The sequence below is a fragment of the Bacteroides sp. K03 genome (assembly GCF_019734355.1).
GTDB lineage: Bacteria > Bacteroidota > Bacteroidia > Bacteroidales > Bacteroidaceae > Bacteroides > Bacteroides nordii.
Genome location: NZ_JAASHC010000029.1, coordinates 14,639 through 33,990, shown reverse-complemented (window position 1 = coordinate 33,990; position 19,352 = coordinate 14,639). Strand labels below are relative to the sequence as shown.

Genomic DNA, 19,352 nt, shown 5'->3' with positions numbered 1-19,352 from the left:
ATATACGATTTTCGTCTAAAACCTCTTACCTTTGTAACTCACAAAATGGCTAAAGATAATATCATGAAATCCATATTAATAGTTGAAGATGATATAACCTTCGGCATGATGCTGAAAACCTGGTTAGGGAAAAAAGGATTTGAGGTGAACTCGGCAAGTAACATTGCCCGGGCAAAGAAATGTATCGAAGCACAAATGCCCGACTTAATTCTCTCCGATCTCCGCCTGCCCGATCAGGACGGTATCCATTTATTAAAATGGATGAATGAACAGCATATGGATATCCCGTTGATTATCATGACCGGATATGCAGATATACAGTCGGCAGTCCAGGCCATCAAACTGGGTGCACGGGACTATATAGCCAAACCGGTGAATCCGGAAGAACTTCTCAAAAAAATGTCCGAAGCCTTACAAGGCAAAGAAAATGGGAAACCTTTATCCGCCAAAAGCCAACACTCAGTTACCCCTGACCCAAAACATGCTTATCTGGAAGGTGAAAGTGATGCCGCCAAGCAATTATATAATTATGTGGGGCTGGTAGCACCAACCAATATGTCTGTTCTTATTAATGGTGCCAGTGGAACAGGAAAAGAGTATATAGCCCATCGTATCCACCAACTCAGTAAACGAGCTGATAAACCTTTTATAGCCATCGACTGCGGTTCCATTCCCAAAGAACTGGCAGCTTCGGAGTTTTTTGGTCACATAAAAGGTTCTTTTACCGGTGCACTAACAGACAAGACCGGTGCTTTCGTAGCCGCCAATGGTGGTACTATCTTCCTTGATGAGATAGGCAACCTCAGCTACGAGGTACAGATACAGTTACTCCGTGCCCTTCAGGAACGCAAAATACGCCCGCTGGGGTCTACACAAGAAATTACAGTAGACATTCGTCTCGTTTCTGCTACCAATGAGAATCTGGAACTGGCAATAGAAAAAGGAAGTTTCCGCCAGGATCTGTATCATCGTATCAATGAGTTTACGTTACGAATGCCAACTCTTAAAGAACGTGGAGAAGATATTTTATTATTCGCCAATTTCTTCCTCGATCAGGCCAACAGAGAGTTAGACAAACAACTGATCGGATTCGATGCCAAAGCCTCGCGAATGTTACTCGATTATCATTGGCCGGGTAATTTACGGCAAATGAAAAACATTATCAAACGGGCAACTTTACTAGCACAAGGAAGCTTCATTACTCCCGTTGAGTTAGGTACAGATCTGCTTGAAATATCTTCCACTCCGTCTAATATTTCTTTAAAGAATGAAGAAACGGAAAAAGAACATATCCTTGAAGCACTAAGACAGACAGGTAACAACAAAAGTAAAGCGGCACAACTGCTGGATATTGACAGAAAAACGCTCTATAATAAACTCAAACTCTACGGGATCGACTTATAATAAAAAGGTGTGGATTATTTCCACACCTTTCTTCTACACCCCACACACATTTCCACACTTTTCTACACGCTCCAAAAGCAGAATAAGCAAACAAACATCTATATACAAGGCACTTACAGGAGTACATATATTTTTTGGCACATCCTTTGAACTTATATAACCGTAAGCGTTCAGTAACAAAGCCCCAACGATACAAATAACTTAAAAATATATAGTCATGAAAAAATCAGTATTAGTAGTAGCAATGTTTATGTTTGTTTGTGGTGGTTCAATCTTTGCAATGGCTCAGGATCCTGTTAAGACTCAGCCTGCAACTGAAAAAACAGAAAGCACAGAGGAAACAACAACTTCTGAGCCTGCAAAGGAAGAACCCAAAGCTGAAGAGCCTAAAACAGATGTACCTGTCGCAGAAGCTCCGGCACAGGACGCTCCGACAACAGAAACTCCTGCTGCTGAATAAGATATAAAACCTAACCAACCTTAACACGAGAGAATTGAAATCAATTAAAAGATTACTTCTTTAAAGCAAAGAAATTATGAAAAAGTTAGTATTAGTAGTAGCAATGTTTATGTTTGTTTGTGGTGGTTCAGCCTTTGCATTGGCTCAAGATCCTGTTAAAACTCAGCCTGCAACTGAAAAAACAGAAAGCACAGAGGAAACAACAACTTCTGAGCCTGCAAAGGAAGAACCTAAAGCTGAAGAGCCTAAAGCAGAAGAACCGGCCCAAAATGCTCCGGCTACTGACGCCCCCGCTTCAACAGAAACTCCTGCTCAGTCTGCCGAATAATAGTAAGCACACTACCATAAAAAGCCATCCCTGCTTCGTCTATTCCGGGGATGGCTTTTTTGTATACCCAAAGTATACACTCTTTATACACTAAAGTATACTTGCTTAGGATACTGTATATCATTATTATACACAGCATAAAGCCCTATATCTGCTACAAAAACACCCAGATGTTCTGACAGATAACACCCGGATGTTCTACATCAAAACATCCGGGTGTTTTCAGCAAGAACATGGGGATGTTTTTACTATTAAACCTTTGAATTATCTCTGGTTGAAAGCTATTACTTTACTACCCGAAAGTGTACTGTTAATAATAAGATAAAGGTAGCAATCTATTGAAGGGATTCATACAAACGATTATATCAGAACATCTCAAACCCATTCCACAAACTTCCTGCAGGAACAGGAGCATCCAACTCTATCAATTCCTTAGACACAGGATGTATAAATTGCACATGCCGTGCATGCAGACAAATACTGCCATCGGGATTGGAACGTGGCGAACCATATTTCAAATCCCCCTTTATGGGACACCCCATCTTAGCAAGTTGGCAACGAATCTGATGATGACGCCCGGTTTTGAGATCAACCTCCAGAAGAAAATAATTCTGTGACCGACCTATAAGCCGATAGTGAAGAATCGCCTTCTTACTATTAGGTACTTCTTTATCATAAGCATAACTCTTATTCTGCTTTTCATTGCGCACCAGATAATGAACTAATTCACCTTCCGGTTCCTTCGGAGCGTCTTTCACAATGGCCCAATAAGTTTTCTTCACTTCACTATTTTTGAACATTTCATTCAAACGGGGAAGTGCTTTACTGGTTTTGGCAAAAATAACAAGACCGCTTACGGGGCGGTCCAGCCGGTGAGTAACACCGATGAAGACATTGCCGGGCTTTGCATATTTCTCTTTTAAATACTGTTTTACAGTTTCGGAAAGAGGCGTATCACCCGTTTTATCTCCCTGAACGATCTCGGAAGCGGTCTTATTGACTACTATAATGTGATTGTCTTCGTATATGACGGTCATACCGAAGAATTACATATTCATACCACCATCTACCTGAATCACCTGACCAGATACATAAGCAGACATATCAGAAGCCAGGAATGTAGCAATGTTAGCCACATCTTCGGGTGTACCACCACGACGCAAAGGAATCTTCTTTGCCCATTCTGTCTTTACCTCCTCAGACAAAGCAGCAGTCATGTCTGTAATAATAAAGCCCGGAGCAATGGCATTGGCACGGATACCACGAGAGCCCAATTCCTGTGCAATAGATTTAGCCAAACCAATCATACCTGCTTTTGAAGCAGAATAGTTAGCCTGTCCTGCATTTCCGTGAACACCCACTACAGAAGCCATATTGATAATGCTACCAGCTTTCTGACGCATCATAATCGGTGTACAAGCATGGATAAAGTTGAATGCAGATTTCAAATTGACATTGATAACCATATCCCACTGCTGTTCGCTCATACGCATCATCAAGCCGTCACGTGTAATACCTGCATTATTTACCAGAATATCAATACGTCCAAAATCCTTATGAATATCTGCTACTACTTTTGCAGTATCTTCAAAATTAGCAGCATTTGAAGCATATCCTTTAGCTTTCACGCCCATTGCTTCTATTTCTTTGGCTGTATTTTCTGCATTTTCGTCAATCACAAGATCAGTGAATGCGATATTTGCTCCTTCTGAAGCGAATTTTAAAGCGATAGCCTTACCAATACCACGAGCAGCACCCGTTACAATGGCTGTCTTTCCATCTAATAATCCCATACTAAATTGATTTTAATTAAATTTCTGTTCTATGAAGTGCGCCAAACACAATGTTGGCTACATATTTTTTCCGGGTTTCCATATCCAGATTAGCTCCTATATGCCCACGGATATAAGGGACTTCTATCCCCTTCACACAATAATGCACCAACGAAGCAGTCATGTCAACATCATCGATATGAAAAACTCCTTTATCTTTACCTTCCTGCAATACCCCCTTGAAAAGTACCATCTCCTTTGCATCAAACTTCTTACGCACTTTTTCAACTCTCCATATATCCCGGAAAAAGTTAGCACGCAACGTCCCATTACGATACACCACCTCTTTCACCGCATCCAACCGTGTATAAATCATCTCAATGATTTTCTTGTCAGGTGAAATATTCTTCTCAGCCACACGTTTCATCATATCCGAGAGTATATCCAACTCAGACTCAACGACCGCCAAATAGATTTCGTCCTTACTCTTAAAATAGGTATAGAGGGTTCTCCTGCCTTTTTTTGAAGCGAGGGCAATATCATTCATTGTGGTATTCTCCACTCCCATCTTCGCAAAAAGCTGACGGGCGACGTCTACTAATCTGGCTTTCGTTTTTGATACGGTCATAGGTTATAATTGCACATTGCTGAATAATTTGAGCAAAAGTAATTCTTTTCTTTCTACCCTACAAGAAAAATACGAGATTATTAACATTTGTATATTAATATATGCCAAGAAAAAATCTCTCATATACCTTGTTCATTATCAATACAATAAACGGGTATTGGGATTTTTTTAGAAAAATAATTCAGAAATAATTTGCTTATTCAATCAAAAGCCGTACCTTTGCACTCAGAAAACATCGCGGAGTGGAGCAGTTGGTAGCTCGTTGGGCTCATAACCCAAAGGTCATTCGTTCGAGTCGGATCTCCGCAACTTACAGAAAGAGAAGCAATTGCTTCTCTTTTTTTATATCCGAGAATCACTATCCAGTTCTATCCCGGAAGCGATACAAAGATGAGGCTGGTCCGGAAAAACGGATCAGCCTCATCTTTTCAGAAAATAAATACAATGTTATCCTAATTACTCCTGAAGCAAGACACGGGCTTCAGTTTTTAAAGTGACTCTCAATTCTGCATCTTTATTCCGGGGAATCCAAAACATCTGACGACACTCTCCCTGGGGAAGTTCACACCGATGTTTATAGTCGCCGCTCAAGTATTCCGTATCAATATCACTCTTCTCTACTCTCCAATTTTTCATCCCATTCAGATTAATGTGCAGATCCCGGATTGTACTCCGGTATACATCGAAGGATCCTGAAAAGACCTCCGTATTCAATGCACGAAATCTACAGGAATCAACTAAAAATGACTGAAACATGGTCCGGACAGAAAGGCTGTCCAATGTTAAATTGGAGAGGGCAACACCCAATCCGCCCACATGATTGTAAATGAGGTTCAAGGTTGAATCTGCTTCCAGATTAAATTTCAATCCACGGGTGGGCAATTCATATTCGCCCTTTTTATCTGAGAACAGTTTTTCATCGTAACGGAAAGAGACGAACAAGGTGTCCTTTTCACGTTCAACCGTAAAGTATTTGGAAGCTCCTTTGGGATAAGAGAACGTCTTAGTCTCCCCCTGTCCAGGTTTTACCCACAATCTGCCCAACAATGGGATGTACACATTCTCCTTATCGAGTCTAAACTTTACGGTGTGAATGCCTGTCGCATCCATCGACACGGATTCCGGGAAGAGTTCTTTGTCCTCCTTTGGCTTGTTGCCGGCTACTGAGGCATAAAAGACAAAGGCTAATAATACCAGCAGTCCCAATACTAATATTCCTATAAGTATATAAGTTGTACGTTTCATAAATCAGATTTTGTTTTTAGTGTTGTTGTTTACTGTACTCCCGGTACATTTCTGCTATCTCATCTGCCGAAATGCCAAGTGTATAAAGTTGTTTGAAGAAATAATCCAGCTCCTCTTTCAAAAATGTCTTTCGCCGAAGAGAGAGAATCTTCTTCTTTGCACCTACAGAGACAAAATAGCCAATACCACGTTTATTGTAAATCACCTCCTGTGACTGGAGATAATCAAATGAACGCATGGCCGTATTGGCATTTACCTCCACAATAGCCGCATATTCTCTGACGGAAGGAATACGTTCCTCCTCTTTGTACTGTCCGAGAAGTATCTCGTCACAGATTCTATCTGCTATCTGTAGATAAATTGCTTTAGCTTCTTTAAAATTCATAAGTCAGGAGTTTGTTACATTCTATTAATAATTTCAGCCTCTTTAAAACGGAAATAGGCAAGTATCCAGTTCATCAGTGTAAAGAAGACTATTATAGCTGATAATATAAAATACTCTGTACGTTCCGTTTTATAAATACCAGAGTAATCGCCATTCTTTTCAAGAACCAGATTAGCCACTCCCATAGTGACTGATACATAGAAAATCGTTATTATCACTCCGGCTACAAAGGTTTTTAAGAAAGCATTCTTGGGCCAGATAGAACTACCCAGCACAAAACAAGACTGGAAAAAGAAATATCCTCCAATAATCAACATAAAATCTTTCAACGTACGGGTTAATGTATAATAAGGGACATTTCCTCCGACACAATGTGACAATGGAACCGGTGCAATAGTATCTATATCCGGATATTTCAGTGTATAAACCAATACTCTGGTATAATCGGCCAATTTATAAGCTATAAGAAAAACAATTAAAAAAACAACAGTAGAAACCAGCCAACGTGAAATATACTTTTCAAAAGGAGTGGCAGGAGTCATTAATACAGAAAGGCGGCTTGTCTTTGTTTTCATCTTTTCCATGGTAAAGGAAGCGCTCAGGCAGCCAAACGTCCAAAGTCCCCACATCAGAAGAGGCAAAAGAAATCTCCAGGCAGGATCAGTGTCTCCATAGCCTCCACCCCGATACTGAAAGTAACCGTTCCAAATCATAATAAGCGCCATCACTCCGTACATCAACACAATACGAAGCACATTTGATCTCCAATTCTCTACCATATCTTTACGGCAAAGATTCATAAAGCGGGGCATACTGAAAAAAGTATCTTTTATCATAACTCATTTGTTTTTGTATGAAACAATTTTGCAATTTCCTGTGGCACAGATAAAGTAGCATTAAAAAGTAACTCGAGATTTATATCAGACTCTTCTCCCTCTGTGTTAGGCAATATCATCACATTGCCCTGTATGGAGGGTGAAGCAAATAGGGCCATTTCTGCCAACTCGCGATTATCGCTCTCCAGAAATAACAATTTCTCGCAGATGTTTGCCGTAGACTCATCAAGCAATACACGGCTATTATCCATAATCAAAACATGATCGAGAATTTTATCAATGTCGCGTACCTGATGTGTGGAAATAATAATTGTTTTATCATCCGTCATACCTGAAGCTATAAATTTACGGAACTGGCTCTTCCCCGGAATATCGAGTCCATTGGTCGGTTCATCCATCAGCAATAAAGAGGTATTTGTAGCAAGAGCAAAGCTCATGAACACTTTCTTTTTCTGCCCCATAGAAAGAGCCCCCAGATTGATATCCATGTCCATGTCAAAGTAATGAAGGTATTTCACCATGTCCTCCTTACTGAAACGAGGGTAAAACGGACTGTTCAGTTCAACATAACTAACCAAAGAGACTGCCGGCAATTCAAACTCTTCGGGAACAAGAAACATATCTTGTAAAGTCACCGGCAGACGGCGGCGAACGTCTGTATCATGATATAAAACCCGTCCGCTTTTAGGAGTAAGCAGACCAGTCATCAAATAGAGAAGTGTGGATTTACCCGCACCATTTTTACCAAGCAATCCGTAAACTCTCCCCTGCTTCAGCGAAAGGGAGAAGTCGTGCAACACGGCACGCTTTGACTTACGGTAAATGAATGAAAGATGTTCTACTGCAATCATACCTTTTGTCTTTTAATATAATGTATAAGTGTATTAGTATAATAGTACACTGCAAAAATAGGTATTCTTTTTAATATTGCAATAGATAGAGAGAAAAAAATTAAAATATAATACCCGATTAAACATAAGCAAAACTCACCACAAAGTAACGAAGATTATGGCCCTATCTTTTCGATGGAGGAAGTATCCATAGACGGCATCGTTACCGTTGCCCGGTGTTGTACTTTGTCTTTCTCAGAAAGGAACATTCCTTTCCCCGGTGAGCAGCCTTGTTTTACATGTACATGTAAAGCAGCATGAGATGCACATGTCGTGCCGTCCCACATGCACATGTCGTACCGCTTTACATGTACATCTAAAACAAAGTTACACGCCGAGGCTTTATACGTTACTCTACGAGAGGGGGCTTTATCAATACCGGAGAAAGAGACGGATGGCAATGACAAACATCATTAAGCTCAAAACAGAATCTATTTACGATTAGACGATTTACGATGTACGATTGAAGTTACTCTTTTAAAAGCTTGTTTCAGCGCTGTCAGAAACGGAGTAATCCCAATCGTACATCGTAAATCGTCTAATCGTAAATAGATCCATATCTGTATGGAAAGGAATAAAACTTAAACAGGTTCTTACTGGTGGATACAAGTAATGGCTATTCCCGAATCATCTTGTTTTTTACCTACTATTTTTATAAAGCAGAAAAGAACAGGCAGCTGCTGTAAATACACTATAATCCAATGGAGCTTTCAGACTTGAGAAGAGCACCATTGAGAAAGCAAAAATCAATAACAGAATCCCACTGCAAAGGGCTACATAACGTTTTTGAAAACCGATTATTAACAATACTCCAAGAATCACTTCTATTACCGTCACCAGCCAAGCTAATGATGGCAAAAATAACTTCGGAATCCATGGAACTAAAATTCCTGTGTAAGCGATAAAGCTTTCCATATTACCCCAGGTCACATTTTCGCTTCCTAATAAAGGAGTCCACAAACCAATACGATCTGCAACAGCGGACAGGAAACTCATAGCAATAGCTATGCGTGCGAATAAAGAGAAATAGCCTATTTTATCAACCATATCAAATTGAGTTATAACGATATGAATTTATTGATAATTTACTCTTTATTCAACAAAGTGAGTCAACAAAATGTTTTCTACAATTTTAATATCGGGACCGGAAGTAAAGCAGCCTATATGACAACAAACAGCTGAGAAGTACTTCCTTTATCAGAGGTGATAGTACAAATATAGGTACCTTTAAGAAGCCACAAATCATTTATCACAAGATGATCTGCTATGTTGGTAAAAACCCGGTTATAAATACAACTTCCCCCTATATCTACAACGGATAAACCTAAATATCGATACCTTTCACCACCTGTTAGAACCGTTAACTGCCCATATTGCAATAGATCCGTGACAACACTAAATTGCGGTTTATTTTCAATAGAAATTCCAGAAGCAGTATCAACCGTTTTTATCCTAACCTCCAGTATACTATTCCATTTGCTTTTACTGTTTCCATTAAATTCCAGCCGCACATAACGTGCCTTCTTCACACTAAAATCATAGTTTTCCAATTGGTCTGACTTACCACTTGACTCTCCTTGGTAAACCGTTTCAAAATTTATATTGTCAAGAGACAATTCTATATTAAAATAATTTTTCCGCGTATTACCTTCATAGAAGGCAATACGAACAGAATGAAGCATTCTTTCTTCTCCCAGATCGAGTAAGAGCCACTTCCCGGTCCCTTCCGAAGACCATCGGGTAGACATATCAGCGTCGATTACTTTATCCGGTGTATTGGTGGTCCCACTCTGAAAATCACTGGCCTTAACTGAGCAGATACCTGTATACTCAAAAAAAGCCCATGCTCCCACATCCAATGTTTCACCATCTTTACTCTCAATATTACATGTCTTCAATTGATAATCCCCGGGGAGCATACCGCTGGTTACTAACAGTACCGATTTTGCGTCTTTCTTTTCCACCCGCTCTAATCTCACATTATTATCTATCGTATAGTTAAAACATGAAAGAGCCGATAAGTCATTCATCTCTTTATTAAATTCAAGAAGAAGGCTATTTTTATCAGTTGCCTTTAAACTCACAATATCGAAGTTCGATACAGCCGGCATATCTCCGGATGCTAATTTCGCAGTCTCTGCACAAGCCAACAAGAAAGCCCCCACTCCAAAGTCTGCCGTAGAAGTAGAAGTGCCCGGATTCGATGAAGGCTTAAAACCGACACCTTGTACATAGGTAAGTACTCCTTGGGGGCTGACGGCCAAAGTAGTCAATCCCTCCCATGCTTTAGTAATAACAGAATAATAGGTGTCCCGATCCAGTACTCCCTGATTAATGCCCCAGGCCATTCCAAAAAGAAATAAAGACGTTCCGCTTGTCTCCGGTCCGCCATAATCTTCCGGATCAACCAGACTCGGATTCCAGAAACCATCTTCCCGCTGACAAGCTTTCAACGAGGCAGCCATTTCTTTGAATATTTTTAAATATTCGGCTCTGTATTTGCTATTCACCGGCAACTTATCCAACACGAGAGCCAGAGCAGCAAAGGCCCAGCCATTTCCTCTTGACCAATAGGATGCTTTCCCATTGGGAGTTACATGGCTGACCTTCTCATCCCGATACCATAAATGATCTTTGGTATTGTATAAATTTACTTTCGTGAAAGAGTATAATTGATGCATCTTATCGAAATATCTATCATCATCATATAAAACACCTAACCGGGCAAAAACAGGCATCGACATAAACAAAGCATCCACCCACCACCAATCGTCTACATCCGGCCTTGCCAACATCTTATCAATCCCCTCTTTTATGGCGGCGATCTTAGCTATCTGTTTCTCTTCATCCATCTGATACAGGTCTAAATAAACCTGTCCACAGACCTGGGCATCAGCATGATCAGGCCCTGAACTTCTCAACTTCCATTTATGACTCTCAGCCCATGCCGTTGAATAATCTAAATATTTATTTTTCGGAAACATTTTATAGAAATAAGTATTCCCTACATAGTAAACAGCTCTTGCCCAGTCATTATTTCCCCACTGCGAATGATTTTTTATCCAACAATCATTAACCAGTTTTCCTGTTTTTACAATTTCAGTTCTCTCAGGCAAAGAAGACTGTGAAACAGCCATTTGACAGAAATATAACAGAGTAGCTATTGCTATTAACATGCACCTTTTAAACATTTTCTCTCTCTTTTCATCGTTTATACTCCATTACCATTCCACTTTCTTTTGAGTCCCATCGTTCAACCAAACCGTGACACTCTTTTTATCCTTTGAGACAAGAATATCCTTCACAGGGAAAAGTTGTTTATCTGTCAGTTTATTCCCCGTTTTATTCCATAATAGAAGCGTAATAAAAATCTTTTCACCGGTAAAGTGGTCTTCTGCATTAAGTACGGCACTTTGTTTCGTTTCGGGATGCAATCCACTGGTATTTTCTACTCTTACTTCTTCCCATCCGTTCAAAGGTATCATTGTCAATTGAAACTTCCCATTATCTATCGCATAAGCTGTATGCCCCTGCTTTTTAATTGTTCTCTCTTTTATTTTAGAATCAAGACAAGGAAGCGAGTAATGTCCCAAGTGTACTTCGACCGGAGTCGCTGATATAGCTTTATCAACACGTAAAACACCATTGGGCAGTATAATATCGGCCAGTTGAAATTTCACATCAATATCATCCCTCAGCGTCGCATTCCGATAATAGATATCCTGGTCGAAATGATCGAAAGTATACATAGACAACGCTTTCCAAACTCCGTCTCCTTTCTTGATTGTATAATTCATAGCAACTTCCCCCTGTTTACCATCTGCCATCCAGGGAAATGCGCTGTTATAGGCTAAGCGGTTATAGTTTTCTGAGAAACGCCAATCTTCCCTTGCATTGGCAGGCATTCTGGTTGAAGTACGAATCTCAGTAATTCCACTTTCAAAATAGTTAGTTATAAGAATCTTAGATCCATTCTGGAACGTATTTTTAACAGCTCCTTTCTTATATTCCATTTTCCAGATACCTTCATTTTCTTTTGCTGACCAAAAGATATTAGACTCCGGCAATAACAAACTCAGAAAAGCTTTACCCATCCAATATACACTGCCCCGGCAACTATACCCTTGAACAGCCGGTTCAAAAGCACCATAGAAGCCCAATGTGGGCACTCTATCTTTCAATAGATCAAGACTTTGAAGGAATTGCAATAAAGTTCCGGATGCAATTCTCCGCAAGAATCCATAATTAACGGAAGTATCATTCAAATAACCCGCCAATGGAAACGGAGAAATAGCTGCAAAGCGATAAGTAATACTGCGTCCCCACATTATCATCTGCCCGTCACGACCAAACATTAACGGATAATTGTTTAGCATCTCCTTAAAATTGGCTTTAAAACGTTCTGCATACTCCGGATAATACTTTTTCCCAAAGTATTCACTCCAAAGAATGCCATACATTTGATAAGCCCACATACTATAATAATCATAAGATGAATTGTCAATATACCATCCCTCGCCTCTATAATCGGCAAAAGAGAGGTCCAGAAACTTCTTCATCAGCGGTTCATTCACTTCATATCCCACGCTTTTAAAGAAACTAAATACAAACAAATTGAAAAAGCGCCAGTTGGAAGGAACTGTAGGACCATCAGCGTAGCTCAGCATAGTATGTGCCAATGCATCTTTTTGCTGTTTAGTTAAAGGATCCCATAAAATTTCGGGAATCGAGAACAAAGAAATAGACAAAGCTCCGAACTCTACAAGATTTTGAGAGATACCGTTCTTTGTACGGGGAGAAATAAAACCCGGATGTCCCGGAGTTATAATGTTAATAAGTTGTTGCCTGTAATAGTCAGCCACCTTTATATTGTTCAAGGCTAAATCCGGGTTCTCTTTCAACAAAGGAGCAGCAATGTACAATGTACGGCAAAGCCCTTCCAGCTTTTCTGTCGGTATCTGTTCTTCTCTATTGGGATAACTCTTACCTTCCTGTTTTGGAAACTTCATGGCATCATCCATGCTATGAATATAGCTGAAAGCTCCTTCAAGCATATATTTTGCAGCATCTATCCAATGCTTCCGCGTCATTCCGGTGTAAGGGCTATGCGTATAATCGGGCGAATCTACTGTAAAAACGTTAACCGGGTGATCGGAATTCCGGCATAATGCCGTATGAGTTATTATAATAAAAGAAAGGAACCAGCATATTCTTGTTTTTATCAGGAGTGAAGAAATGCTACTATTGTTGTTACCTTTTGAGAAGAAAGACTGCATAAATAATCAATTTTAGATAATTTCTGAATAGGACTAATTTCAAGAATCAAGTTTAATACTTAATCACACGCCGGGTTTCCGTTATGTTATCCCGGGTTGAAAGCTTCAAAATATAAACACCATCGGGTATGTTCAGATTCTCTAATTTACAAACAGGAGCATCGGTCTTCGTCTGAAGCACTTTACTGCCATCTATGGCATACATTTCAACCAGCATACCACGCTCAGTCCCCTCAATCATAATATATTGATTGAAAAATGTAGGATAAATGCCGATTCCCCCTTTCTGGTTTTCGGTAATTCCCACAGGAGGCTCTACATAATCACTTATAACATGATAATAACTTCCGATAGAATTAAAAATCACTTTCATATCAAAGGGTGCCAGATCAAAACCCTCTCCTCTTCTTTTGAAAGATAGTTTGAATTCATTTCCTGTGTATCTTGTTCCATCAATCGTTTCGTGCCAGTCATCAATATTGGTCGTTGGATAAAGTTCAAAATACCCCGACGCATTACTGTCATCATTCGGAGCCGATATACTGCCTTTCAGATATCCGTAAGTAACCACAGAGCCATCTTCCAGACAGAGCCTTATCCGATACCTCGGATCTCCCCATGAAGATGCATCATATTGAATATTCCTCACTTCAAAAACAGAGTTTCCGATATAGTCCAGATTGGCTATCACTTTCTTTTTGAAGGGGGCAAATAATATAGCCCCCGTAATTTTTTCCACTGTAACCTGCGGAATATCATTATCGAAATTTACCCGGATACGATAAGGTACCGGATTTTTTTCCGCATTCTCCACTGTAATGTCCTGCGATTGAATCAAACCTTCTCCACTCTCAGAAACAGAGAACGAATAACTTCCGGTTTTCAGAGCAGTTATCAGCTCATAAGTATTACCGGTAACCAGATTTCCGTTATAACTTTCTGGAAAACCTTCTACAATTCTCTTCATTTTCAATGGAGAAACAGATTCTGCCAATGCAGTTCCTTTCATGTACAACTCATCCGGAACACTCTTAAATGCTTCATTATCACTACCCGGATACCAGGTCATATCATCCAGATAGAGATAGTTATCATGTGTAGGATAGATACCACCTCCACCGGGGAATGACTCAAAACAGATACCTGTTATCAAACGATGATCGTCTTTACGAACAAGAGAAAGTCCGGTCACATCTATCTTCTTTTCATCATTGCACCACACCTCGATACGAGCATCTTTAGCTTCATAAGAGGTTTCCATCGTAACAGTCAGTTTTATTTTATTCCATACTCCCCGTTTCATCGTATACTTCTGATCTCCGGGGTTACAACCGTATTCTGTTGTCATATCAGAATAATAAACATACAATTGATTGGATATACAATCATCGAGTGCATCAAATTGGAGACGGACACTCCCACCATCACCATTTTGTATCGCTTTGTCAGAAGCTCCTCCTGAATATCCTACTCCTAAATTAAAACCAAATTGTTTGCCATGAAGACCGGATTCAAAATTTTCATCATATTTAATAAGGTACTCCATAGTATATTGCGTCAACTTTGGAGTACTGACAATAACAGCTGCACCTGTACCACCGACTTTACATCCTTTCTTAAACTTAATCTGATAAGTTCCGTCTACAATTGCGGCATGGTCACGATCCGTATAGTAACTTCCGTTTCCAAAATCCTCGACAAGCAATGCATTGGTATACGCTCCATTGGGCCTATTAAAAGTCACTTTCTGCTGTTTGTAGTATCTCTTTGAATATGTACCGTTTTGTGAAAATGCCACCTGAAATATCCCTATAAGAGCATATAGAAATATTAAATTTGTTTTAACAGATTGTTTCATATGAATTATAGTTGAGTATATTACTAACAAAGCGAAAAAACAAAAAGGGGAAAGCCTATGAATAGACATACCTCCCCCCTTTTCTTCCTTTACAATTTAATTACACGTTTCACTGATAAAACATTGTTATCCTGAACAATCTTCACCAGATAAACACCTTTAGGCAGACTGATATTATTAAGTGTCAAAGTATTGTCAGCAGATTTGGCCTGTAACACAGTTATACCTGTTGCTGAAATGAAATCAACAGCAAAAGCTCCTTTTTCTACAGCTATAGTAACCTGATCATTGATAGCAGTCGGATATACCTCCCCTTTGGACACAGCATTTGCACTAACAATGCCTGTCGGATCATAATCACTGATAACGTGTGTATAGTTATTTACCGGATCAAAAACTACCTTCACGTCAAATGGAGCCAATGTGAATCCTTCTCCTCTGTGTTTCTTTGATAATTTGAATTCGGCACCCTGATACTTTACTCCATCTATTGTTTCATCCCACTGACCTTCAGCCGTTGTTTGATACAAATCAAAATATCCTGTTTCATTACTATCATCATCCGGCCCGGTTAAGTTTCCTTTTTTATACGCATAAGTTTTTATATCACCATCAGCGGTATAAACTCTGAAACGATATCTTGGATCTCCCCAGGTATCCTTGCTATATTCAAGACCTCTGATTATAAATGAAGAATTACCCATGTAGTCAAGATTAGCTACAACAAATTTTTTGGAAGGTGCCCATATAATCATCTCTTCCACCTCGGAAACAGTTACTTCCGGAGTACTTTCATCAAAATTCACCCGAATTCTATAAGGTACCAACCCTTCTTTATCAACCGTTATTGTTGCAGAAGAAATAATAGCTGCTCCACTTTCCGATGCAGCAAATTCATAATTACCGCTTTTTAATGCTGTAAACAGCTCAAAAGTATTGCTGATCTCACCCGTACCATTATAGAAATCAGGAAAATCCTTATTAATTCTTTTCATAATTAAAGGTGTTGACGACTCTGCCAATGCTGTGCCACGCATAAATAACTGGGCGGGAACATCCGCTGCCAATGCACTCATACAAAGACTAATTGCTACAAGAAAAAAAGATAATTTTGTTTTCATAACTTTTAATTTTTAATGTTCATAATATGTAAGATTAACTCAACTAATATTTCAAAACTTTTACCGATTGACTTTGGCCTTGTGCACTTATCACTACCAGATACATCCCTTGAGAAAATGGGGTCATATTCAACACATACTGTTCGTCCGATACATTGGTCCGAAAAATGGTGTTCCCATTCATATCCAGAACTTTAATACACGTATCTTCCGAAAGATTCTCTATACAGACAAAATCTGAAGTTTGTTGCGGATGTACCTTTAATGACGAAGACGAATTATTAGAATGAATGCCTGTATCATTGACACGAGCAACCACTAAAGACTTCACATTGCTCCAACCTTGTAAATCAGGTGAAGACTTATACAGCAATCGAGAGTCGCCCGTAAAATCTCCTTCTTTATATATAGTCACTTTATAGCCATCAGCTATCTCAATGGAAGAGATCCGAGCTTTAAAATTCATCTTATTATCGGTCAACCCTAAACGCCATAAATCATCTTGCGTATATTCCCCAACCTCCAATCCTACACTGTACTGGTTATTGAGTTTTCCCTGATTATAATTCACATTCTGGAATATAGCAACAGGCGTAGTAACTGGTTCTGCCTCAAAAGATACAGATGCTAATTTGAGGAAGGTAGATGCTGCCGAAGACTGATATAATAGCTGTTGCCTGCTTTCCTGCGAAGGAGTCAGATCATTCCAGTATTCCGGATAAAACCCGAGTTCGTCTTTACAATTATCATGCAAATAGATTGCATAACCTGCAACAAGGTTAAGCCATCTTGGATTATGATCTATCTTATAAAGTTCTACATAAGCATCTGCCATATCGTGAGCTCCCCATTGTCCGGTTTCATTCAAACGATGTGTGGCCCAGTCAATGTAGTGAGATTCCATACCGTAAGCCAACCGATAAGCATCTTCCAGATATTGTTCCTCTTTTGTTATGGTATACAAAAGCATGGAAGCCTGCATAACAACGGCATTTTCATATCCCCGGTACCCAGCTCCAATGCCCCAACCCGCATCATTTTTCAAAAATTGATACAGCCGCAAAGCATCATTCAAGTATTTCTGTAGATTTGTAATCTGATAAAGCCGCAGACAGCAAACAATAGTCGGAGCCGTTGCACAAACCGACCATTTTCCTGCTTTTTCATGATTCGGATTTTCATTGAACAGAATACCTCCTGTAGGTAATTCACCACTCATACAGAATTTTAAAACCGTTTTAGCTCTTGTCAGATAATCTTCATTCTTTGTAACAGCATACATATCCAACAAGTCCTTAACCATCCATGCGTTGTCATCATAATAGCGGCTTCCACCTTTACCATTATAACTGGCATCATAAGCATAATAACCATTATAGGCTACGTAATAATACTTATTCACATTATCAAGCAATTTTTTAGCATCATCCATCCGGTCGGCATAAATCAACGCCTTAAGCTGAATACCAGTAGGCCATACAAATGCAGCTGCCGGACTCGTTGATTTTTCAGCGTACAGGAAGGTCCCTCTATTCGACTTCAAATAAAGATCGATCACCTTCAGAGACTCTTCACCCCACTGCCGGAATGTTTTTTCATTTTGGGCATAGGAAGGAAATCCGATTGCAAAAAGTAAGATTACAATTAAAAATTTTCTCATGCTTTTATTCATTATTAATTTCTGTTACTTTAAAATGATCTTGAAACGTTTTAGTATCCTGCCATCTGCTTTTATATATCTATATATCCGATATACAAACCTGTAATAGCAAAAATCTCAATAGTAGCTCTTTGCTGGAGGAATGATCATATTTTATTATCCCCCTCCGTTCATTTTCCAGGAAACCATTGATTTATCTAAAATATCCCAGGTTTCCGATGCAAAAAGCTGGTTTGAGAATAATAAAACAGTAAATCTGATAAGAGTTATTTGTTTTTTCATAATATTCTAAGTATTAAAGGGTTGCCCCAAACAGACAATGCCCATTTCAAAGCAACCCTAATAACCGATAAATTACTTAGCCATTTTGTATAATTCAGTTCCCGCCATCAGGAAAGCACCAACGCCATATACTTCAGTCATATCTTTTGTTACTTTCTTCGGGTCGGCCCCAATCGGCTGTACATATCCCAGTTTACCTTCATTATCAATTGTCCCCAATGTAGCTTTCCAGGCTTTCAACAATGCAGGCAAATAAGTAGCCTTGTCTAACAACCTTTCATTGATACCATATGCCAACGCATATATAATGAAACTGGAACAACTGGTTTCAGGTACAGCATAAGTCTCCGGATCCAACAAACTGGCATGCCATAATCCGTCCGGCTGCTGAATTTCTACCATACGGTTGCACATCTCAACAAAGAGATCTTCATAAAATTTACGATAACTATTCTTTTTAGGCAGATCTTGTAACATTTCGGTCAGTCCTCCAAGTACCCAACCATTTCCGCGTCCCCAAAAAACTTTCTTGCCATTTGCTTCACGCTGATAGAAATAACGACTGTCACGGAAGAACATTCTCTCTTCCAAATCATACAAGAAAATAGTAGAAGCTTTATATTCCTTATCTACAAATTCCAGGTATTTCTTATTACCCGTCTCTTTATATAACCGGGTGAAGATAGGAGGAGCCATAAACAAAGCATCACACCAACTCCAACGTTCCAAAGTAGTCTGATTGGAATAGTCTATTATCAAAGAGCCTTTAGAAGGACGTTCAAGTATCCAATCAATACGTTCAATGGTAGGCTGCAACATCGACTTGTCCTTGTATCTTTTATAGACATCTATGAACATCTGGCAAACAGCCAAATCGTCCGCATGATACATCCGTTTATTGGCTTTCCATGAATATCTGTTACCAATATCTACCAGCCATTTGTAGTATGTTTCATCTTTATCAACCTTATCAGCCAGTTCTGCCCATTTCACCATCCCGATATATAAAGTAGCGTTTGTCCAGTCCATAGGATGATGTTTCACCTCTTTCTGATGAGCCAACTGCCAGTCTGCCACTTTTTTCATCAATGATTTAATCTCAGCTTTAGTATAAGGCACATCACCGGCTGCAAAAACAGAAACATTCAAAAAGCTCAGTAACGATAGGATAACAACTATATATTTCTTCATTTTATAATATCATTTT

19 protein-coding genes and 1 tRNA gene are annotated in these 19,352 nt (G+C 39.4%); 4 read left to right on the top strand and 16 right to left on the bottom strand.

Features of this window, described 5'->3' with window-relative positions; genetic code table 11:
* Nucleotides 1-63: 63 nt before the first annotated feature.
* The 3 genes from HCG69_RS16405 (at nt 64) to HCG69_RS16395 (ending at nt 2,192) form a co-directional block, all read left to right on the top strand.
* A complete protein-coding gene (locus tag HCG69_RS16405) occupies nt 64-1,404 on the top strand; it encodes a sigma-54 dependent transcriptional regulator (RefSeq protein ID WP_221650935.1) in 1,341 nt (446 codons plus the stop codon).
* A gap of 217 nt (nt 1,405-1,621) precedes the next feature.
* Entirely contained in the window at nt 1,622-1,864 is a 243-nt protein-coding gene (locus HCG69_RS16400) for a hypothetical protein (protein WP_221650934.1), read from the top strand.
* A 76-nt stretch (nt 1,865-1,940) separates the two neighbouring features.
* Complete coding sequence (locus tag HCG69_RS16395; protein WP_221650933.1) at nt 1,941-2,192, top strand: hypothetical protein; 252 nt, start codon at nt 1,941-1,943, stop codon at nt 2,190-2,192.
* A 365-nt stretch (nt 2,193-2,557) separates the two neighbouring features.
* On the opposite strand, the gene HCG69_RS16390 is transcribed toward HCG69_RS16395, so the two are convergent.
* The 3 genes from HCG69_RS16390 to HCG69_RS16380 are packed head-to-tail and all read right to left on the bottom strand — an operon-like array spanning nt 2,558 to nt 4,592.
* Nucleotides 2,558-3,229: an RluA family pseudouridine synthase gene (locus HCG69_RS16390; RefSeq protein WP_221650932.1), complete on the bottom strand. Its 672-nt coding sequence runs from the start codon at nt 3,227-3,229 to the stop codon at nt 2,558-2,560.
* A gap of 9 nt (nt 3,230-3,238) precedes the next feature.
* On the bottom strand, nt 3,239-3,985 hold the full coding sequence (gene fabG / locus HCG69_RS16385) for a 3-oxoacyl-[acyl-carrier-protein] reductase (protein WP_195350526.1): 747 nt from the start codon (nt 3,983-3,985) through the stop codon (nt 3,239-3,241).
* A gap of 16 nt (nt 3,986-4,001) precedes the next feature.
* The gene (locus HCG69_RS16380; protein WP_221650931.1) at nt 4,002-4,592 is read right to left on the bottom strand and encodes a TetR/AcrR family transcriptional regulator; all 591 of its coding nucleotides are present in this window, start codon (nt 4,590-4,592) and stop codon (nt 4,002-4,004) included.
* A gap of 236 nt (nt 4,593-4,828) precedes the next feature.
* Between HCG69_RS16380 and HCG69_RS16375 the strand changes: the two genes are divergently transcribed.
* Nucleotides 4,829-4,901, top strand: a tRNA-Met gene (locus HCG69_RS16375).
* A 147-nt stretch (nt 4,902-5,048) separates the two neighbouring features.
* On the opposite strand, the gene HCG69_RS16370 is transcribed toward HCG69_RS16375, so the two are convergent.
* The 13 genes from HCG69_RS16370 to HCG69_RS16315 all read right to left on the bottom strand — a co-directional run bounded on the left by HCG69_RS16370 (nt 5,049) and on the right by HCG69_RS16315 (nt 19,336).
* A complete protein-coding gene (locus HCG69_RS16370) occupies nt 5,049-5,837 on the bottom strand; it encodes a hypothetical protein (RefSeq protein WP_221650930.1) in 789 nt (262 codons plus the stop codon).
* 16 nt (nt 5,838-5,853) lie between these two features.
* A complete protein-coding gene (locus HCG69_RS16365; protein ID WP_221650929.1) occupies nt 5,854-6,222 on the bottom strand; it encodes a GntR family transcriptional regulator in 369 nt (122 codons plus the stop codon).
* A gap of 14 nt (nt 6,223-6,236) precedes the next feature.
* Nucleotides 6,237-7,058, bottom strand: a complete 822-nt coding sequence (locus HCG69_RS16360; protein WP_221650928.1) for a hypothetical protein — start codon at nt 7,056-7,058, stop codon at nt 6,237-6,239.
* On the bottom strand, nt 7,055-7,909 hold the full coding sequence (locus tag HCG69_RS16355) for an ATP-binding cassette domain-containing protein (RefSeq protein WP_221650927.1): 855 nt from the start codon (nt 7,907-7,909) through the stop codon (nt 7,055-7,057). Before HCG69_RS16355 ends, HCG69_RS16360 begins: the two co-directional genes overlap by 4 nt.
* Nucleotides 7,910-8,064: 155 nt before the next feature.
* Complete coding sequence (locus tag HCG69_RS16350; RefSeq protein WP_221650955.1) at nt 8,065-8,355, bottom strand: hypothetical protein; 291 nt, start codon at nt 8,353-8,355, stop codon at nt 8,065-8,067.
* A 232-nt stretch (nt 8,356-8,587) separates the two neighbouring features.
* Nucleotides 8,588-8,995 (bottom strand): DoxX protein, encoded by a 408-nt coding sequence (locus tag HCG69_RS16345; protein ID WP_221650926.1) that lies wholly within the window; start codon nt 8,993-8,995, stop codon nt 8,588-8,590.
* Between the two features lie 113 nt (nt 8,996-9,108).
* Nucleotides 9,109-11,124, bottom strand: coding sequence for a glycoside hydrolase family 88 protein (locus HCG69_RS16340; RefSeq protein WP_255586178.1), 2,016 nt, complete (start codon nt 11,122-11,124; stop codon nt 9,109-9,111).
* A gap of 45 nt (nt 11,125-11,169) precedes the next feature.
* Nucleotides 11,170-13,224: a DUF2264 domain-containing protein gene (locus HCG69_RS16335; protein WP_221650924.1), complete on the bottom strand. Its 2,055-nt coding sequence runs from the start codon at nt 13,222-13,224 to the stop codon at nt 11,170-11,172.
* 52 nt (nt 13,225-13,276) lie between these two features.
* On the bottom strand, nt 13,277-15,082 hold the full coding sequence (locus HCG69_RS16330; protein WP_255586175.1) for a T9SS type A sorting domain-containing protein: 1,806 nt from the start codon (nt 15,080-15,082) through the stop codon (nt 13,277-13,279).
* Nucleotides 15,083-15,171: 89 nt separating this feature from the next.
* On the bottom strand, nt 15,172-16,203 hold the full coding sequence (locus tag HCG69_RS16325) for a T9SS type A sorting domain-containing protein (protein ID WP_221650922.1): 1,032 nt from the start codon (nt 16,201-16,203) through the stop codon (nt 15,172-15,174).
* Between the two features lie 43 nt (nt 16,204-16,246).
* Nucleotides 16,247-17,863 carry a T9SS type A sorting domain-containing protein gene (locus HCG69_RS16320; RefSeq protein ID WP_221650921.1) on the bottom strand — a complete coding sequence of 539 codons (1,617 nt, stop codon included), beginning with the start codon at nt 17,861-17,863 and terminating at the stop codon, nt 16,247-16,249.
* A gap of 156 nt (nt 17,864-18,019) precedes the next feature.
* Complete coding sequence (locus HCG69_RS20760; RefSeq protein ID WP_255586173.1) at nt 18,020-18,145, bottom strand: hypothetical protein; 126 nt, start codon at nt 18,143-18,145, stop codon at nt 18,020-18,022.
* A gap of 72 nt (nt 18,146-18,217) precedes the next feature.
* Nucleotides 18,218-19,336 carry a glycoside hydrolase family 105 protein gene (locus HCG69_RS16315; RefSeq protein ID WP_221650920.1) on the bottom strand — a complete coding sequence of 373 codons (1,119 nt, stop codon included), beginning with the start codon at nt 19,334-19,336 and terminating at the stop codon, nt 18,218-18,220.
* Nucleotides 19,337-19,352: the final 16 nt, after the last annotated feature.

What these genes read in the sequence shown, in the direction of transcription:
- HCG69_RS16335 (WP_221650924.1), bottom strand. Translation starts at nt 13,224, where the DNA reads ATGCAGTCTTTCTTCTCAAAAGGTAACAACAATAGTAGCATTTCTTCA.
- HCG69_RS16370 (WP_221650930.1), bottom strand. Translation starts at nt 5,837, where the DNA reads ATGAAACGTACAACTTATATACTTATAGGAATATTAGTATTGGGACTG.
- HCG69_RS16365 (WP_221650929.1), bottom strand. Translation starts at nt 6,222, where the DNA reads ATGAATTTTAAAGAAGCTAAAGCAATTTATCTACAGATAGCAGATAGA.
- HCG69_RS16315 (WP_221650920.1), bottom strand. Translation starts at nt 19,336, where the DNA reads ATGAAGAAATATATAGTTGTTATCCTATCGTTACTGAGCTTTTTGAAT.
- HCG69_RS16345 (WP_221650926.1), bottom strand. Translation starts at nt 8,995, where the DNA reads ATGGTTGATAAAATAGGCTATTTCTCTTTATTCGCACGCATAGCTATT.
- HCG69_RS16405 (WP_221650935.1), top strand. Translation starts at nt 64, where the DNA reads ATGAAATCCATATTAATAGTTGAAGATGATATAACCTTCGGCATGATG.
- HCG69_RS16325 (WP_221650922.1), bottom strand. Translation starts at nt 16,203, where the DNA reads ATGAAAACAAAATTATCTTTTTTTCTTGTAGCAATTAGTCTTTGTATG.
- HCG69_RS16340 (WP_255586178.1), bottom strand. Translation starts at nt 11,124, where the DNA reads ATGTTAATAGCAATAGCTACTCTGTTATATTTCTGTCAAATGGCTGTT.
- HCG69_RS16380 (WP_221650931.1), bottom strand. Translation starts at nt 4,592, where the DNA reads ATGACCGTATCAAAAACGAAAGCCAGATTAGTAGACGTCGCCCGTCAG.
- HCG69_RS16400 (WP_221650934.1), top strand. Translation starts at nt 1,622, where the DNA reads ATGAAAAAATCAGTATTAGTAGTAGCAATGTTTATGTTTGTTTGTGGT.
- HCG69_RS16320 (WP_221650921.1), bottom strand. Translation starts at nt 17,863, where the DNA reads ATGAGAAAATTTTTAATTGTAATCTTACTTTTTGCAATCGGATTTCCT.
- HCG69_RS16390 (WP_221650932.1), bottom strand. Translation starts at nt 3,229, where the DNA reads ATGACCGTCATATACGAAGACAATCACATTATAGTAGTCAATAAGACC.
- HCG69_RS16355 (WP_221650927.1), bottom strand. Translation starts at nt 7,909, where the DNA reads ATGATTGCAGTAGAACATCTTTCATTCATTTACCGTAAGTCAAAGCGT.
- HCG69_RS16395 (WP_221650933.1), top strand. Translation starts at nt 1,941, where the DNA reads ATGAAAAAGTTAGTATTAGTAGTAGCAATGTTTATGTTTGTTTGTGGT.
- HCG69_RS16330 (WP_255586175.1), bottom strand. Translation starts at nt 15,082, where the DNA reads ATGAAACAATCTGTTAAAACAAATTTAATATTTCTATATGCTCTTATA.
- HCG69_RS16360 (WP_221650928.1), bottom strand. Translation starts at nt 7,058, where the DNA reads ATGATAAAAGATACTTTTTTCAGTATGCCCCGCTTTATGAATCTTTGC.
- HCG69_RS20760 (WP_255586173.1), bottom strand. Translation starts at nt 18,145, where the DNA reads ATGAAAAAACAAATAACTCTTATCAGATTTACTGTTTTATTATTCTCA.
- fabG (WP_195350526.1), bottom strand. Translation starts at nt 3,985, where the DNA reads ATGGGATTATTAGATGGAAAGACAGCCATTGTAACGGGTGCTGCTCGT.